This window comes from Streptomyces decoyicus, assembly GCF_019880305.1.
GTDB classification, from domain to species: Bacteria; Actinomycetota; Actinomycetes; order Streptomycetales; family Streptomycetaceae; genus Streptomyces; species Streptomyces decoyicus.
Genome location: NZ_CP082301.1, coordinates 6,459,488 through 6,475,605, shown reverse-complemented (window position 1 = coordinate 6,475,605; position 16,118 = coordinate 6,459,488). Strand labels below are relative to the sequence as shown.

Sequence of the window (16,118 nt, the reverse complement as noted above, 5' to 3'; positions counted from 1 at the left end):
CCCCCTTGAGATGCATGTCCCTCACCTTCCTCGGCCCCTAGAAGGGAATGCCGTTGCGCAGGACGGCCGGTGCGTTCAGCGTGACCGTGGCCGGCGAGTTGATGGCTGCCGCGGCGCCCGCGTTGACGGCCACCGCGCCGACCGCGGAGACGGAGACCGCGCCGACCGAGTTGACGGCCACCGCGCCGGCCGACTTGAGGCTGATGGCGCCGGTCGCGTTGATGTCCGCCACGGCGCCCGCCGCGACGCCGAACTTCGCGCCCGCCTTGATGTCGACCGCCCCGCCGGCACTCATCGTCAGCGAGCCACCCGCGATCAGCGACAGGTTGCCGCCCGCCTTGATGCTCACATTCCGGGTCCCGGTGATGGAGACGGAACCGTCACTGCGGATGGTGACCTGGGTGCGCGTCTCGTCCATGTGGACGGTGAGCTTGCCGTTGCCGGTCTGCAGCCTGATGCCGCTCTTCATCCGGGACTTGGCGTCGACGAGTTCGACGGTGTGGCCGCTGCGCGAGGCGAGGGAGCGCCAGTTGACCCGGCCGCTGGTCGGGTCGACAGCCGGCAGGCCGTCCGTCTGCGGGGTGGGCTTGTCGATACCGTTGTAGAGCCCGGCGAGTACGTACGGATGCTCCAGGGAGCCCCGGTCGAAGGCACACAGCACCTCGTCGCCGACCTCCGGCAGGATCAGCCCGCCGCCCCGTACACCGCCCAGCTGCGCGACCCGGCACCAGTCGCTCTCGTAGGTGTCCGACAGCCAGGGGAAACGCAGCCTGACCCGGCCCAGCTTCAGCGGGTCCTTGGCGTTGCTGACCAGCGCCATCGCCACGCCCGGCATGGGCGGCGCCGTGTCCGCGCCGCCGGACGCGAGCCCGTACAGCGACCGGAACTGCCGTCCCGAGACGGTCAGCCAGGTGGTGAACTGCCGCCCGGACTCGAAGACATGGCGTACGCCGGTCGCGGTGTACTTCCCTTCGAAGGGGAAGCCGGCGCCCTTGAGCGCGACCGGCCGGCCCGGTGTCAGCTGCGGATTCCCGGTGACCGCCACCTCCAGCTCGGCGAAGGAGCCCGCCACGTCGTCGGCGAGCGCGCGGGCGGCATGGGTGACCTGGGCCTGGGTGGTGAACGGGGTGTCGGTGGCGGTCAGTTCGGAGGCACCGAAGGGCTTGCTGAGGGCTCCGGGCGCGATATCGGCGACGATGTCCTTGCTCGCCGTGGCCGGGAACTCGGCGGACAGGGCGCGCTTGGCGCGCATGTTCCAGCCGCGCGCGCCCGCCTTGGCGACCTGCCCGGCGGCGGTGACCGCGATCCTGCTGTGCAGCGCGTTGTGGCCGAACTCCAGGACGTACGGGCTCTGCGCGGCCGGTGTGGTGTCCGCGGGCGCGGAGGAGGCGGGGGCGAGCTTGCCGAACCGCAGCTTGCCCTGCGGGTCGAAGGAGAGATGGACGTCGTTCTCCTGGGCCAGGCGCAGCAGGAAGTCCCAGTCGGTGATGTTGGGCTGGGTGGCCAGCTCGTAGACGGTGCGGGTGGCCTCCACCTTGCCGAGGGAGAGCTTGTTGCGGCCGGCGAGGCGGCGCACGATGTCGCTCGCGGTCATGTTGGGGTAGCCCGCGACCCGGCGGTTGCGCAGCAGCCGGTGGCCCGGATCGTAGCCCCGGACGACCAGGGACTTGCCGCTCGCGTCCGCGTCCACTTCGAGAGCGGTGATCTCGCCGGTCAGCATGGGGGTGCCGCGCTGCCCGTCGGTGAAGGGCGACAGCACCGCCTTCGCGCCGATCTTCATCTTCGGGAAGGTCTGGAGGATGTCGGAGCCGCGGTCGGAGAAGGTGAGCTGAAAGGCGGAGGGGACGTTGACGCTGGCGTCGACCCAGCCCTCGGTGAGGAGGGCGGCGATCTTGTCGGGCAGCACCGTGCCGCCGATCTCGACGTGCAGGACGCTGGTGTAGGTCTTCTCGCTCATCGGTAGGCCTCGGGGATTGTGGGGTGACCGGAGGGGCTGGGCGCGGGAGGGCCATCGGGCACCCCATCGGGCGGGCCTTCGTCGGCGGCGGGCAGCAGCAGCTCGGTGCCCGGCCGCAGCAGCATCGGATCGTCGATCTCGTTCGCCTCCGCGATCAGCCGCCAGCGGGTCGCGTCCCCGTACTCCCGCCAGGCCAGCGAGGCGAGCGAATCGCCCGCGACCGTGCGGTGGATACGGCGGGCGGAGAGCGCGCCGGAGGTGGGGTTCTGCCCCTTGGTGGGCATGGCCACCTCGGTGAGGGACAGTGCGCAGGTGGCGCGGATCGGCTCCCCGGTGGGGTTGAAGAGGGTGTAGGTGGCACTGACGCTCGTCACGTACGCGACGAACTGAACGGTGTTGAACGCCCCCCAGGAGAAGCGGACCCAAGGAGGCGAAGGGCGCTTGGAGTTGACGCTCTGGGGTGTCACCTCGCAGCAGGACAGCAGGAGTTCCACCTGCTTCTGCACCTTCCCGGCGTTCGGGGTGCCGGAGGCGTCCAGGAACACCTCCAGCTGGAGCGTGGCGGGCCGGGTGCCGGTGAACTTCGGCGGCGCACCGCGCGTGTAGGCGACCGCTGCCTGGGTGTGCCACTCCGCCTCCCGGCCGAGCTGCAACTGGGTCGGATTGAACTGGAACTCCACCTCACCGATGCGGCCGCCGATCGAGCCGCCGAGGTCGGTGGGGGGCTGATGGATCGCGAGCGCGGCCCGTACGAGACTCGCGCCCGCCTTCCCGCCGGTCGGCGCGGCCACCTCAGGCACCTCCCGCGTCGGTGAATCCGTGGTGCGCGATCTCCAGCGTCTCGGTCGCCACACCCGGGCTGGCCGGGTCCAGACTCGGCCCCTGCCATCGCACGGGCAGCACCTCGACCAGCCCCCACTGCGCGACGATCGAACCGTCTGCGCGCAGGGCGGCGATCTGGGCGGTGGGCCTGCGGATACCGGTGGCGATGGAGGAAATCCAGGCCGCCACGCGGGAGGTGTCGGGGGTGAGGGGGCGGGTGAGACGGATCGTGGAGTACGTCACGCGGGTGGGCAACTGCCAGACGAATCCGTTATTGCCGCCCTCCTGCCGCTGCTCCACCTCCACCTCGGAGGCCAGCCCGTCACAGCCGTTGAACAGGCCGAGGTCCTGCCCGTCGATGGACAGCTTGAAGAAGACGGTGGATCCGGGGTCCTTGGACGCGGGCATGGGGTGGGCTTTCTCGGGTGGGCGGAGTGGGTGAGGTGGGTGGAGTGGGCTGGGGTGGGTGGAGTGGGCTGGTAGGGGGTGGGCTGGGGTCGGGGTGGGCCGGGGCGGCTGTTCCGTGGCGGCGGCGGTCGGCCCGCCTGCTCAGCGGCCTCGGTCCCGCAGGCGGCCGACGCGTTCCCGGTCGCTGCGCAACTCCGCCCGCAGCAACCGCGACAACGGCGCCACGAGGCGCCGGGCGAGCTCATCGAGCTCGGCGGGGGTGGATTGTGCGGGTGGGGCCGGGGCTGGACCTGGGGCTGGGCCTCGGGTGGGGGTGGAAGGAGGTGTGGTGGAGGCGGAGGGTGGTGCGGAGGCGGGGGGCCGGTGTGGGGTGGAAGGGGTGCGCTGGACGGAGGCGGGGATGGGTACGGAGGTCCTGGCCGGGGCGTTCCCCGTGGTGACTGCGGGGAGGCTTGGCGAAGCGTTCGCCGTGGTGCCTGTGGTGACGCTCCTAGGGGCGTTCGCCGTGGTGCTCGTGGGCGAGCTCCGGGCAGTGTTCACCGAGGGGCCTGGAGGGAATCCCGGCGAGGTGTTCGCCGACGTGCCTGTGGAGGAGCTCGTCGTGGGGTGGCCGGTGCGTTGCACGGATCGGGGTGCACGGGCGGCCATGACTGGGGGCAGGACCGCGGGCAGGGCGATGGGCAGGGCCAAGGGCCGCGAGGCAGCAGAGGCGGCAGAGGCCCTCTGGACCGTTTGCGTATGAGTGAGTGGCCGGGGAGCCAATGGCTGCCGCGTCGAATCCCCAGGGCGTACAGGCGCGCTGGAGTTCCGCGCACGTAGCGGCACAGCGGGCGTGGCCCGAGGCCCGGCCGCGGGGCCCGGCGTTCCGCCGTGTCCGGCGTCTCCGCTGCTCCTGTGGGCGGATTCCCGGACGGTCAGCGCCCGAGCCGTCGCGAGAGGGGCCCGCCGCACGCCCGGCAACGGCCCCGGCTCGGACCGGTCGGCCTCAACCGGCTTGCGCAGCAACGGCTGTGGGCCGGAAACGGCAGACGCGGCACTGCTCCTGTGCGTCGCCCCGCTCGTCGGCACGGGAGTCCGGGGCGCCTCGATACCGGCCGGCAGCTGTGGCGAAGGCACGTCAGCCGTCACGTGTGCGGAGGGTGGTGCGGTGCGTGTGGTGACGCGTTGTACGGCGGCGCGGACGGGGGTGTCCGATGCCGGTCGCTCAGGTGCGGCACCGGCTACGGAGCGAGCAGACGGAAGGGCGGCGTCGCGCGGCTGAGTGAGCGGCGTGAGCGGCGTGAGCGGCGTGAGCGGCGTGAGCGGCGTGAGCGGCGTGAGCGGCGTGAGCGGCGTGAGCGGCGTGAGCGGCGTGAGCGGCGTGAGCGGCGTGAGCGGCGAGGCACTATCGCGCTGGACGGGTGTCGACCCCACCTGGGAGACAGTCGGCCCCACTTCGGAGACAGGGGACGGGAGCACCACATCACCCGGCGACATGGCCGACGGTGCGCCCGCCCGCGGGACGGCCGACGGTGCACTCTCGCGCTGGACGGGTGCCCGCCCCACCTCGGAGACAGCGGGAGGGAGCACCGCGTCAGGCAGCGACGTGGCCGACGGTGCACTCGCGCGCTGGACAGACGTCCGCCCCACCTCGGGGGCAGCGGACGGGAGCACCACATCACCGGGCGGCGTGGCCGGCGACGCACTCGCGCGCTGGACGGGTGTCGGCGCTGTCGTTCCTGCCGGCGGCTCATCGGGTACGAACGGTGCACCGATCAGGGGGCGCCGACGGCCGGTAGGCGCTGTGGGCGGGGTGGGCGGGGCGGGCGGGGTGTTGCCTTCGGCGCTGCGCATCCGGCCCGGGGGCACATCAGCGCTCGCCGACCGTTGCGCCGCCGGACGGCCTTCCGCCGACGCGGCGCTCATCGGACCACGGGCAGAGTGTTCGCTCGGGGCGGGGGATGCCGGGGCAGGGGATGCAGGGGCAGGGGATGCAGGGGGAGGGGATGCAGGGCCAGGGGCGTTCCCCTGAGGCGTCGCCCGCGTCCGTACCTCGCTCCGCGTGGTGGCCTCCGGATCGCCGGGCACGGGCAGCCTGCCCGGTTCGACAGGCTCGACGGGCTTGCCGGACGACGGGAGCGGAGCCCCAAGGCCCAGTGTTGGCTTGCGTGTTGACGCTGAGCGCTGTACGGAGCGGCCCGTCGGAGGCCGCTCAGTCCCGGACTCGCGCGCGCCCGGCCCGGCGTCGGGGACGGACGTGGACGTGGACTTGGACACGGACGTGGACGGGGCGGCCGTCGTGGGCGCGGGCCCGGCCGTAGGCACAGATGCTGACGGAGGCCCGGACGCGGCCGCGGGCCCGGCCGCGGGCCCGGACACCGCCGAAGGCGCAGGCGCAGGCCGGGATGCGGCCGCAGGCGCGGACGCCGGCACAGGCCTGGCCCCGGCCACAGGCTCGGATGCCGACGGAGACACAGACGCAGACGTAGACGTAGACGTGGACGCTGATGTGGACGCTGATGTGGACGCTGATGTGGACGCCGACGCAGCCGCAGCCGCAGATGTGGACGCCGACGCAGACTCGGTCGCCGGCACAGGCACAGCCCCTGGCACAGACGCCGGAGCCGGCGCGCCCCCGCCGCCTGGCTTGCTCGGCGACGCGGTGGCCGGATCGGGGTCACGCCGAGGTCCACTCGCGTCGGGGACGGCCGCGGGAGCAGCTCCCGATTCCGGGCCGACCCGCCGTACCCGGCGCACGGCCGCCCGTCGCTGTACTGGCCGCAGGGGGGTGTCAGGGCGTACGGCGGCGGGGGCCGGCGTCGCCGCCGCCCTCCCTGATCTCGCGGCGGGTGTCCCGGGTCCCGGAGGGGGGACCGGGCCCGGGACAGCTGTGGGCCGAGCATCGGCCGGGGGCGTCGGTTCCGTGGCAACCGGCGCCACCTCCGCGGCGACCGGTGCCGGGGCCCCCGGCACCGCCGCGGCGACCTGGGCCCGGCCCACCGCCGCCACCCGACGCACCGGCGGGCCGGCCGCCCGTGGCGCCGACATCAGCGCGGGGCGTAGCGGCTCCCGCGACCTGGCCTCCCACCCGGACGGCACAGACAAAGCAGATGAACCAGATGAATCAGATGACCCAGACGAGGCAGACGAGGCAGACGAAGCACGCTGCACGTTCGTGGGCCGTCCCGGAACCGGACCTGCCAACGGCCCCTCACCGGCCCTGGGGAACGCACCACCCCTGCCGACCCCGCCGAACGCTCCGGCTCCGGCTTCGGCCCCGTCCTCCTCACCGCTCCGCCCTACGACCGGCAGTCGCAGAACCGGCAGGTCGAGGCGAGCAGGGGCCCCCGCACCGGTTGCCGGAAGAGGGGTGAGGACTCCGCGAAGCATCCCGCCGGGTGCCGAGGCACGTACGTCATGCCCCAGTTCACCTCCGAAGGACGGATCGCGGTGCGCACTCAGCGACGCGGCGAAGCCGGCCTCCGAGACGGTGCGGGGTGCCCCCAGGATCCTCTGGACGGGAGGCACGGCGGACCAGCCACCACCCCCGCCACTCTCCTGACTTCCGCCACTCCCCTGGCTTCCGTCACTCCCCTGGCTTCCGTCACTCCCGGCCGCGGCGTCCACCGCCGCCCCGCCCGCGGGCTCGTGCGGACGCTCCGCACCCCGCGCGCCCCGTAGCCACCTGAACAAGGCCATCCCCCGTCACTGCTTCCCTTCGGCCCGCTCGACCAGGGCCGCGCTCTGCGATACGTACGCGCGCCGGTCGGCGTGTTCGAGGTCGAGAATGTCGTCCAGCCCCCAGTGGAAGTGGTAGGCCAGATAGGCGACTTCCTCCTCGATCCGACCGGCCGCGTACGTCACGATTCCCCCAGGCGGCTCCCGGCCAGCTCCACCTCGAAGGACTCCTCGCAGTGCGGGCAGGCCACGGCGGCGCGGGTGTGTCCCTCGGCGTTGATCTGCCGGTAGAAGTCCTGAAGGAAAGCCAGGTCGGAAGCGAACATGTTTTCCACCGTGCCGTCGTGCACGGACCCGAGCGTGCCGAGCCGGGTGATGACCCGGCCGAGGAGCACGACCGACAGATATGCCGGGTTCTCGCGTACGCGCACATCCCGCAGCGGAATCAACTCGTCGCGAGCCGTCGCCAAACGCATCGCGCCATTGCGATGCACCGTTCCGGACTCGTCCACGAATCCGCGCGGAAGCTCGAACTCGAACTCCGTCCGCAACGGTTCGCGAACAGCCGCCTGAGACGCACTCGCCGCGTCGGACACGCTCACCGCACCCGCCGCATTCGCCATGTTCGCCGTGGCAGCTGTCTGCGTCCCCGGACCTGCGCGCCGCATTATTCGATGACCAGCTCTTCGAAGACGATGGTGACCTGCTCGGTCAGCGCGGCCGCGTCGCCCGCCTTGACCCCGCTGGTCTCCACCTTGCTGCACCATGCATTGCGCATGTTGTAGCGCTTCACCGGGTTGTTCTGGTAGTCCATCATCATGATGGTGGCGTTCTTACGGGCCGAACCCATATCGCCCGCAATGGACTTGTTGATCCATTCACTGAACGCGCCGCTCTGCGTCATACCACGGGTCACCGTGCACTCGCCGGCCTTCTTCGTGCCGGGCATCTTCTTCACGACGGGCTTTCCGTCCGCCGAGACCTGCTGGTATTCGATGACGTCCTGCTCCATGGTCAGACCGCTGACCTCTTGCAGATATTCGACCATCACCCCGTCGATCTGCAAACCGAAATTGTGTGAGGTGAGAGCATCACCGGGCTGAAGAGACACGGGAGTTTACTCCTTGTTGCGGTACGAGTATGCCGGTACGGGAGAGGAGGGAAGGAGAGAAGGAGGGAGGATGGAGAATCGGGGAAGGCGAGGAAATCAGCAGACAAGTCCGGCCCGGACCGCGAAAGCCGACGGGCCCAGCCCCCCTCCTACTCCTCCAGCTCCCCACCGCCCCCGGAGAACTGCGCCAACCGGAAGACCACGAACTCGGCGGGCTTGACCGGTGCGATGCCGATCTCGCATACGACCCTGCCCAGGTCGACGGACTCGACGGGGTTGGTCTCCGCGTCACATTTCACATAGAACGCGTCATCGGGACGCTGCCCGAACAATGCTCCCGAGCGCCACTCATTGACCAGGAACGCCGAGATGTTGCGCCGGATACGGGCCCACAGCGCCTCGTCGTTCGGCTCGAACACCACCCACTGCGTCCCGATGAGGATCGACTCCTCCAGGTAGTTGAAGTAGCGTCGGACGTTCAGGTAGCGCCACGCCGGATCGGAAGCCAAGGTCCGTGCGCCCCACACCCGGATTCCGCGTCCGGGGAACGCCCGAATGCAGTTCACGCCGACCGGATTCAGCAGGTCCTGCTCACCGCGGGTGATCTGCAATTCCAGATCGATCGCCCCCCGGACGACTTCATTGGCCGGCGCCTTGTGGACACCCCGCTCGGAGTCGTTACGGGCCCATATGCCGGCCATGTGGCCGGACGGCGGCACGATGCGCGACTGGCCGGAGGTCGGGTCGAAGACCTTGATCCACGGGTAGTAGAGGGCGGCGTACCGGGAGTCGTAGCCGGCGACCTCCTGGCGCCACTTACGGATGTCACGAGCGTTCAGAGAGGGCGGCGGGTCGAGGACGGCCATCCGGTCGCCCATCAGCTCGCAGTGCGCGACGAGCCCGAGCTGGACGGCCTTGACCTGCTCCTCGTCGATGAAGCCCTGCTGGTGGGCGGCCATCAGGTCCGGTACGGCGACCATGTTGACCTCGTCGAGCGCCTCCAGGCCGCCGAATCCGGTGCGGTCGGCGGAGTCACCGATGAACTGGCCGGAGTCCAGCCGCTCGACGGCGCCATGCGTGGCGGGGGCGGCGGGTGCCGGGGCGGGCGGGGCCAGCGTGATGCTCTGGGTCTCCGGCTTCGCCAACTGCCCCGCTGACACTGCCTCTTCGACCACGACCGTCTTGGACCGCTGCTTCACCTGTGCGACGACATAGTTCCGGGCGCTCTTCTTCGCGCTGACGTCGAAGCTCTCGACGACCTTGTCACCGTCCTTGACGACCAGCTTGAACCGGTCGGCGCCGCCCTCGCCCTCGGGGTCCTGCACCTCGACGGTGAGCGCGCCGCCGGCGGCGGAACCGGCCGCGATCGCCGCGACCTTGAAGGTGCCCAGCGCCACCGGCTCCCCTGCAGTCAGCGCCCTGGGCGTCGTTTCCGTGGCGGCGGAAGACTGCGGGCCGTCCGTGGCACCGCCCACGCGCACGACGTAGGCCGCCGTCCCGCCGTTATTGAAGAAACCGTAGACGGAATGCGCCAGGTAATACCCGTCCGTGAACTCGCCGAAGGCCGCCACATACTGGGACCAATTCGTCACCAGAGTCGGCTCGTTCAGCGGACCGGTGGGCGCCAGACCGACAAATGCCGCGACGGACGTTCCCACCCCCTCGATGGGCCGGGATCCGCTGGCGACCTCCTCGACGTATACGCCGGGGGACAGGTAGTTGGGCATGGTGCTGTTCTCCTAGTAAGCGTGGTGGTGAGGAGGAGGGGTGAGGGCCGGCGAGGACGGAGAGTCCTCGGGGCGGCAGCGCGCGGTCAGGTGGTGACGTTGAACGCGATGTTCTCCTCGGCGATCCGTACCGAATTCGGCATCATGGCCTGCGGTCGCAGCAAGTGCTTGAGGAGGTAATTCATCAGAGCCTCACCGCTCATGCCTTTCAAGCTGTCCGCCAGCCTCGGATTGGTCTGCTCGAAGCGTGCCATCTCCATAACGGCGCGTTCGGTGAGGCCGGGGATGATGTCGTGGCCGTGCAGGACGTTCTGGAAAAGCCGCTCCTTGTACGCAACGGCCTTCCCGCCCTCGCCGTAGTACTTCTGCTCGCTCTCCCCATCACCCCGGGCCTGCGGTGTCACGACGCTGGCCGCCGCGCGTTCGGCGTCCGGGCGGTCGGCCATGGCCATGATGTCCTCCGCCTCGATGCCGCCGACGCCCAGTTCGAACTTGCGGACACGCTCGGTGTATTTGGCCGGCTCTTTGAGATCGCGCGTCGGGAGACTCGAGTCGGTGTCGGCCCGGTTCTCCTTGGTCGACCAGATCTGGGGGTATTCGCGCTGGGCGAAGTCGGAGAGCATCACCCAGCCGCTGCTGAGCAGACCCGACTGCTGGATGGAAAGATGTACACATGCGGGGGCGTCGGCGTCGTCGCTGCCCTTGGCGAAGCGAGTGCCACGGACCGCCCCCGGTGATTCGATGAAGAAGAAGACGAATCCGGTATTGGCAAGTCCCGCCTCGTCATAGGACGACGTGTTGTGCTCAAAGCCCGGAGTGTCCAGTTCCAGCTGTGTCTTCGCCCGCAGACCGCCGTCCGTGAGCATGGCGCGGGCGCGTGAGGCCGGCGTGTAGTGATGCAATTCGGCGCCCCTCAGGGCCTGCCGCAGCTTTTGCCGCACCGGCTCCATCCATGCGGGCTCGCTCTTCTCCTTCGAGAAGAGGTGCTTCTTCTGCCCCCTGTCCCTGTTCTCCGACTGCATGGACCTCAGGTTGCGGCTGGAGAGTTCGGCGAAGTAGCTCTGTCCCGTCCGGCCCAGTGCGCTGGTCCGGTGTTCGAAGTCCGGGGCGTCCCACAGGAGCCCCTCGTCGGTCATCAGCTCGTACGGCCCGTCCTCGTCGGCGGTGTAGCGCCTCAGCCTGGCCAGCCGCGTGGCCTGCCGGCGCATCTCGCCCTCGACGGCACCCTCTATGTGCTGCAGCTGCTCGCGGTCGCTGTGCTTGCGCAGCAGTTCAGCGATCTCGCCGAGGAACTCCAGCCGCTGCTGCGGTCGTTGATCGGACAGTGCGTCGTACGCCTCGATCCGCTGCTGGACGGCCACGTCGGCGCACGGCTCGGCCAGCTGCCCGGCGAGGGACGCCGTCTGCGTCCTTTGCACGTATGCGCCGTGGCCGGCCGCTGCGTGTGCGGATGCGGACACGGATGCGGACACGGATGCGGATGCGGCCAGCGCGGGCCCGGCGGACTTCGACGGCCCCGGCCCCGGCCCCGGCTCCGTGCTGCGCTGCACGGGCGTGGTCCGGCCCATCACCCGCGAGGCATTCGCCTCCGCCTCCCGCTCGAACCGGTCGGAGGGTTCGGAGACCCTGGTTCCGTCCCCGCGGTCCCTCCCCGCAACCGGCCCGGTGCGCTGCTGGATGACATGGGTCAGCTCGTGGGCGAGCATATGGCGGCCGGCCGCCGAGGAGCCGTCGTACCGTCCCCGCTGGAAGACGATGTGCGAACCGGACGTGTATGCAGGGGCGTTGACCGATTCGGCCGATTCATGGGCCGCGGCATCCGTATGGACGCGCACGTCGGAGAAGTCGGCGCCGAGCCGTGACTCCATGTCGGCCCGTACGGAGTCGTCGAGCGAACGGCCGGGCGAGCGCAGTACGTCTTCGACGGGCGAGCGCTGGACGGCGGGCGGTGTGGTGTGACCGCAGCCGGCGCCGTTCCGGTGCTGCTCGTCGGCTGCCAGGGCGGCCGAGAAGGCCGCGTTGCCCACGGCCCGTTGGAGAACGGCGGCCGCCTCCGGGGTGAGGTGCCCGGCCTCCCCGTTCACGGCCGGCCGACGGGCCACCTCGGGGGCGGTGGAGACCGTCGTACGCGGGGCGGGCACCGCCCCCGCGCGGTCGCGTCCGGATTCCGGCCGCCGGTCATGCGCCCGCATGAATTCCCCCCCGTCTCGCTCACTGACGGACCAGCGCTGGTCGGTGCTGGTCGGTGCTGCTCGATGCCGAATCAGTTCTGATCAGTGCTGGTCAGTGCTGGTCACTGCTGGTCACTGCTGTCGTTCCTACGCTTCGATCCTGGCGCACGGGCGCGACCCGCTGTAGAGACGAACGGGCTCCGCCGGGGGCAGCGCGCGCTGCCCGTTCGGTCACGGGGGCACAAGGGGACACGACCCGCCGCGTGGCCGGGATTCGGCCGGGGTGCGGGCGGAGTTCGGCCGGGCCGCGTCCAGAAGCGGCGTACGGGGAGCCGTGGCTCAGGACCGTCCCCTGCCGGACACCGACGAGCACCGGCGAGCGGCGGTGAGCAGCGGCGAGCGGCGGTGAGCAGCGGCGAGCGGCGGCGAGCGGCGGTGAGCAGCGGCGAGCGGCGGTGAGCAGCGGCATGCATCGACCCGGCACCTCACCCGGCTGCTACGGGAGCGCCCGGACGGACGGTTGCCGCCCCCTCCTCCGGCCGTCGGTACACCCGGCTCTGCCCCCTGCTCTGCCCTCGCGGACACTGCTCCGCGCCCGCCGGGCGGGTTGACTGCCCTGGTGAGTATGTGGACTTCACTGGAACCAGCCGCGATCACCGTCGACCCGGGTGCCGTCGCGAGCGTACGGCTACGCATCCGCAACACGGGCGATACCGTCGAGGAGTACCGGCTGCGGCCGGCCGGCGACGCCGCGGGATGGACTCGGGTGGAGCCGGATGTGCTGCGGCTGTATCCCGGGGCCGAGGGCACGGCGCAGGTCACCTTCGCGCCCCCGCGGACACCGGACGCCGTGGCCGGGCCGACGCCCTTCGGCATCCGCGTCGAACCGGCCGAGCACCCCGAGATCCGCGATGTGGTCGAGGGGCAGGTCACGGTCGGGCCGTTCACGGAACTCCGTTGTGAGCTGGTCCCGTTGACCGTCCGCGGCCGCTGGCGCGCCAAGGCGGCGGTCGCTGTCGACAACCTCGGCAACCAGCCGCTGACGGTCTCACTCTCCGGCCGGGAGAACGGAGATGCCCTCACCGTCGAGGCCGAACCGAGCTCGGTGCAGGTCGCCCCGGGGCGCGCCGCCTTCGCCAGCCTCCGTATCCGTCCCGGTACGGTCAGTTGGGTCGGCGGTACGAACAAGCACCCCTTCGCCGTCTCCGCGCTGCGCGCCGGCGTGCCGGAGCCGACCGAGCTGCGCGGCACCTACCTTCAGCTGTCCGTGCTGCCGCGCTGGGTGATGGTGCTGTGCTCGCTGCTCCTGGTGGCGGCGCTGGCGTTCGCGGCGCTGTGGTTCAAGGCCCAGCCCACGGTGACCACGAGCGCGAAGGCGAAGCCCGGCCCGGTCGGACGCCCGATCGATCCCCCCAAGAAGCCGGCGCCCCCGGCGCCGTCCGAGAAGCCGTCCGAGCCCGCGGCTCCGGAGGAGTCTGCGGAGCCGGAGGAGGAAGCGCCCGCGGGCGGCGACGAGGGGCAGGACGAGGGCCCGAAGGAACAGACCATTCGTGACGCCGCCAACGGGGGCTGGTACCTCCAGGTCAACCAGGGTGGCCAGGAGAACGGCACACAGGTGGGCCAGAACCCCAAGTGGACGGCCGACGAGTTCGGCCGCAACCAGTGGTGGATCATCCATCACTACCCGGAGAACAACACGGTCGCCCTGGAGGCGGCCAGCGCCCCGGGCAGCGTCGTCGACGTGAAGGTCGGTACCAACGAGGTCCAGATCGAGGGCGTGTCCCCGGAGAACCTGGAGTCGGGCAAACTGCCCCCGAACCAGAAGTGGCGGCTGGTCGATGCGGCCGACGGCCGCAGCCGCATCGTCAACACGGCCAACAACGAGTGCCTCACCGATATGCAGAACGACAAGGGTGCGATCACCTGGGAGTGCACCGACGGGCCCAACGAGCGGCAGGACTGGAAGATCTCCGACGGGCCGTGAGCGCCGGGCGGGGCTGTGCGGCACCGGTCGGAGCCACCGAGGCCGGACGGGCGCTCTCCCGTCCGGCCTCGGCGTCACCGGCCTCGGCGTCACCGGCCTCGGCCGCTCCGTCCGTCGACGGCACCGCCCCGGCCGCCTCCTCCTCCCCCCGACGGCGCCCTCCCCCCGTGACTCAGTCCCACAAGGGCGACGCGTCCGGCACCAGCCGCCCCATCTTGCGGTACTCGCGCCGCGCTCCGGCCCGTACGTCCTCCGCCGACACCGGCTCGCCACGGCCCGCGGCGAGATATCCCGCGGTCACCGCGGCCGACCGGATCGCCCCGCCGGACAGCTCGAACTCCTTCGCGCAGACGTCCAGTCCGAGGTTGTCGGCACAGGGTGTGGCCGTCAGACAGGAACGCCACAGCGCGATCCGCTGCTCGGCATCCGGGAACGGGAAGTCGACCACCAGATCCAGCCGCCGGGTGAACGCGTCGTCGATATTGGCCCGCAGGTTGGTGGTGAGCACGGCGAGCCCGTCGAACGCCTCCAGCCGCTGTAGCAAGTACGCGCTCTCCAGGTTCGCGTAGCGGTCGTGCGAGCTCTTGACCTCCGAGCGCTTGCCGAAGACGGCATCGGCCTCGTCGAAGAGCAACAAGGCGTCCGTGCGGTCCGCCTCGGAGAAGATCCGCTCCAGGTTCTTCTCCGTCTCCCCCACGTACTTGTCCACCACCGCGGACAGCTCCACCACGTACAGGTCCAGGCCCAGTTCACCGGCCACGACCTCGGCGGAGAGGGTCTTGCCGGTGCCGGACTCCCCGGCGAACAGGGCCACCACGCCCCTGCCGCGCCCGCCCCCGGTACGCAGCCGCCACTCGCCGAGCACCTTGTCCCGGTGCCGGGCACGCTGCACCAGTTCGTGCAGCAGAGCCAGCGGTTCGGACGGCAGAACCAGCTCGTCGAAGCCGACGGCCGGGCGGACGCGCCGGGCGTGCCGGTCCAGCAGCGGCGCGGACTGCTGACGCGCACTGCGCTGGATATGGGCGGCCGTCAGTGGCGTCCCGTCGAAGGCGGCGAGGGCGGTGGCCGCACGGGCCGCACGGCGGATCTGCCCGGCGGCCAGCCGGTACGGCGCCACGGCCGCACCGAGATCGACGTCATCGTCCACGGCACCGAGTTCGCCGCGCCATACCTCGGCCGCCGCCACCCCGCCGCCCGGCGCGTCCAGCGCGAGCAGCCCCGCGTCGGGGGCCCACTCGGGGTCGTACGGCTCATCCCCGCAGAACACCACCGGCACCTCCCGGCCCGCCAGGGCCCGTACGAGCCCTCCGGGCCGCTCCGGCAGCGGCCCCACGACGATCGCCGCCCGCCGCAGCCGCGCCTCACGCACCAGCGCGGCCGCAGGCCCCGCACCATCGCCCTGGCTTCCGTCCGGCCGGTACCGCAGCACGGGCAGGCCGGCGCCCCGCAGCACGTCGGTCACCGGCCCGGCGGCGGCACCGGGCCGGCGCTCCCGCAGATGTGCGGCGAGGGGCCGCTCACCCGCGAGGGCGGCCAGCCGCCCGAAGAACGCCCGCTCGTCGCCGGCGCCGTCCGTGAGCTCCCCGGCCCCCTCCCCGGGCGGCAGCAACTCCACTCCGCCACCGCACAGTTCGGGATCAAGACCCTCATCCCCCAGCAGATGGGCCACCACCCGCTCCGGCACCCGCAGTGCGCGGCCGGGCAGCGGCCGGTCCTGGTCCTCGACGACGAGCAGCCCACCGGACAGCAGCGGCGCGGCGGGATGGAAACGGGCGCGCGCGGAGGGCTCGTACGGGCCGGTGCCCGCGAGCTCCAGCGCCAGGGCGACGGTGGCGCGGCGGCGCCCCACATCGTCGTTGAGGTAGCCGTAGAGCGGCTCGAAGCCCCGGTCCACATCGGGCGCGAGGGCGACCAGGAGGATCCGCAGGTCCAAGGCGGACAGCCCGAACCGTCGTGCGAGCGCCCCGGATCGATCCGCTGTCCCCCCGTCCGTCTCCCCCGCGCCCGCCTCGTCCCCCTGCGTCTCACCCGTACCGGCCGCCGGAGGCTGCGCGGCCAGCCGTCGGGCCGTCTCCGGGGTCACATACAGCCCGCGCAGCGGGTCCGAGGCCGTGGGATCACCGGCGCTGCGCCGCTCGACGAGTCCCGCCACCCGCTCACGCAGGGCCGCCAACCGCCCGAGCAGCGCACCACTCGCGTCCTCGCCCACCGCCGCACCACCACTCACCACCGCGTGATCACTCACCACCACACCACCACTCACCACCGCACCGTCACTCAC

At 71.5% G+C, this 16,118-nt stretch carries 11 protein-coding genes; 2 read left to right on the top strand and 9 right to left on the bottom strand.

The window, feature by feature from the left end; translation table 11 throughout:
• Nucleotides 1–37: 37 nt before the first annotated feature.
• The 3 genes from K7C20_RS28365 to K7C20_RS28355 are packed head-to-tail and all read right to left on the bottom strand — an operon-like array spanning nucleotide 38 to nucleotide 3,187.
• The gene (locus tag K7C20_RS28365; protein ID WP_030076994.1) at nucleotides 38–1,957 is read right to left on the bottom strand and encodes a VgrG-related protein; all 1,920 of its coding nucleotides are present in this window, start codon (nucleotides 1,955–1,957) and stop codon (nucleotides 38–40) included.
• Nucleotides 1,954–2,748 carry a CIS tube protein gene (locus K7C20_RS28360; RefSeq protein ID WP_245171025.1) on the bottom strand — a complete coding sequence of 265 codons (795 nt, stop codon included), beginning with the start codon at nucleotides 2,746–2,748 and terminating at the stop codon, nucleotides 1,954–1,956. The genes K7C20_RS28365 and K7C20_RS28360 overlap by 4 nt, the downstream gene beginning before the upstream one ends.
• A gap of 1 nt (nucleotide 2,749) precedes the next feature.
• Nucleotides 2,750–3,187 carry a phage tail protein gene (locus K7C20_RS28355; protein ID WP_030076998.1) on the bottom strand — a complete coding sequence of 146 codons (438 nt, stop codon included), beginning with the start codon at nucleotides 3,185–3,187 and terminating at the stop codon, nucleotides 2,750–2,752.
• Nucleotides 3,188–3,587: 400 nt separating this feature from the next.
• Here K7C20_RS28355 and K7C20_RS28350 point away from each other — a divergent pair, with 400 nt between their 5' ends.
• Entirely contained in the window at nucleotides 3,588–3,929 is a 342-nt protein-coding gene (locus K7C20_RS28350) for a hypothetical protein (RefSeq protein WP_160328711.1), read from the top strand.
• 2,942 nt (nucleotides 3,930–6,871) lie between these two features.
• Here K7C20_RS28350 and K7C20_RS28345 read toward each other — a convergent pair.
• From K7C20_RS28345 to K7C20_RS28325, 5 genes are all read right to left on the bottom strand, one after another.
• Nucleotides 6,872–7,030 (bottom strand): DUF6760 family protein, encoded by a 159-nt coding sequence (locus tag K7C20_RS28345; protein ID WP_167352549.1) that lies wholly within the window; start codon nucleotides 7,028–7,030, stop codon nucleotides 6,872–6,874.
• Nucleotides 7,027–7,467, bottom strand: coding sequence for a hypothetical protein (locus tag K7C20_RS28340; protein WP_078953567.1), 441 nt, complete (start codon nucleotides 7,465–7,467; stop codon nucleotides 7,027–7,029). The genes K7C20_RS28345 and K7C20_RS28340 overlap by 4 nt, the downstream gene beginning before the upstream one ends.
• A gap of 44 nt (nucleotides 7,468–7,511) precedes the next feature.
• Nucleotides 7,512–7,955, bottom strand: coding sequence for a phage tail protein (locus K7C20_RS28335; protein ID WP_018087540.1), 444 nt, complete (start codon nucleotides 7,953–7,955; stop codon nucleotides 7,512–7,514).
• Between the two features lie 149 nt (nucleotides 7,956–8,104).
• Entirely contained in the window at nucleotides 8,105–9,682 is a 1,578-nt protein-coding gene (locus K7C20_RS28330) for a phage tail sheath family protein (protein ID WP_053210272.1), read from the bottom strand.
• A gap of 86 nt (nucleotides 9,683–9,768) precedes the next feature.
• Nucleotides 9,769–11,874 (bottom strand): eCIS core domain-containing protein, encoded by a 2,106-nt coding sequence (locus K7C20_RS28325; RefSeq protein ID WP_053210273.1) that lies wholly within the window; start codon nucleotides 11,872–11,874, stop codon nucleotides 9,769–9,771.
• A 604-nt stretch (nucleotides 11,875–12,478) separates the two neighbouring features.
• Between K7C20_RS28325 and K7C20_RS28320 the strand changes: the two genes are divergently transcribed.
• Complete coding sequence (locus tag K7C20_RS28320) at nucleotides 12,479–13,837, top strand: RICIN domain-containing protein (RefSeq protein WP_053210274.1); 1,359 nt, start codon at nucleotides 12,479–12,481, stop codon at nucleotides 13,835–13,837.
• A 172-nt stretch (nucleotides 13,838–14,009) separates the two neighbouring features.
• Here the strand turns inward: K7C20_RS28320 and K7C20_RS28315 are convergent, their stop codons facing one another.
• Nucleotides 14,010–16,088: an ATP-binding protein gene (locus K7C20_RS28315; RefSeq protein ID WP_409351353.1), complete on the bottom strand. Its 2,079-nt coding sequence runs from the start codon at nucleotides 16,086–16,088 to the stop codon at nucleotides 14,010–14,012.
• Nucleotides 16,089–16,118 lie beyond the last annotated feature (30 nt).

What these genes read in the sequence shown, in the direction of transcription:
- K7C20_RS28365 (WP_030076994.1), bottom strand. Translation starts at nt 1,957, where the DNA reads ATGAGCGAGAAGACCTACACCAGCGTCCTGCACGTCGAGATCGGCGGC.
- K7C20_RS28355 (WP_030076998.1), bottom strand. Translation starts at nt 3,187, where the DNA reads ATGCCCGCGTCCAAGGACCCCGGATCCACCGTCTTCTTCAAGCTGTCC.
- K7C20_RS28350 (WP_160328711.1), top strand. Translation starts at nt 3,588, where the DNA reads ATGGGTACGGAGGTCCTGGCCGGGGCGTTCCCCGTGGTGACTGCGGGG.
- K7C20_RS28340 (WP_078953567.1), bottom strand. Translation starts at nt 7,467, where the DNA reads ATGGCGAATGCGGCGGGTGCGGTGAGCGTGTCCGACGCGGCGAGTGCG.
- K7C20_RS28330 (WP_053210272.1), bottom strand. Translation starts at nt 9,682, where the DNA reads ATGCCCAACTACCTGTCCCCCGGCGTATACGTCGAGGAGGTCGCCAGC.
- K7C20_RS28325 (WP_053210273.1), bottom strand. Translation starts at nt 11,874, where the DNA reads ATGCGGGCGCATGACCGGCGGCCGGAATCCGGACGCGACCGCGCGGGG.
- K7C20_RS28320 (WP_053210274.1), top strand. Translation starts at nt 12,479, where the DNA reads ATGTGGACTTCACTGGAACCAGCCGCGATCACCGTCGACCCGGGTGCC.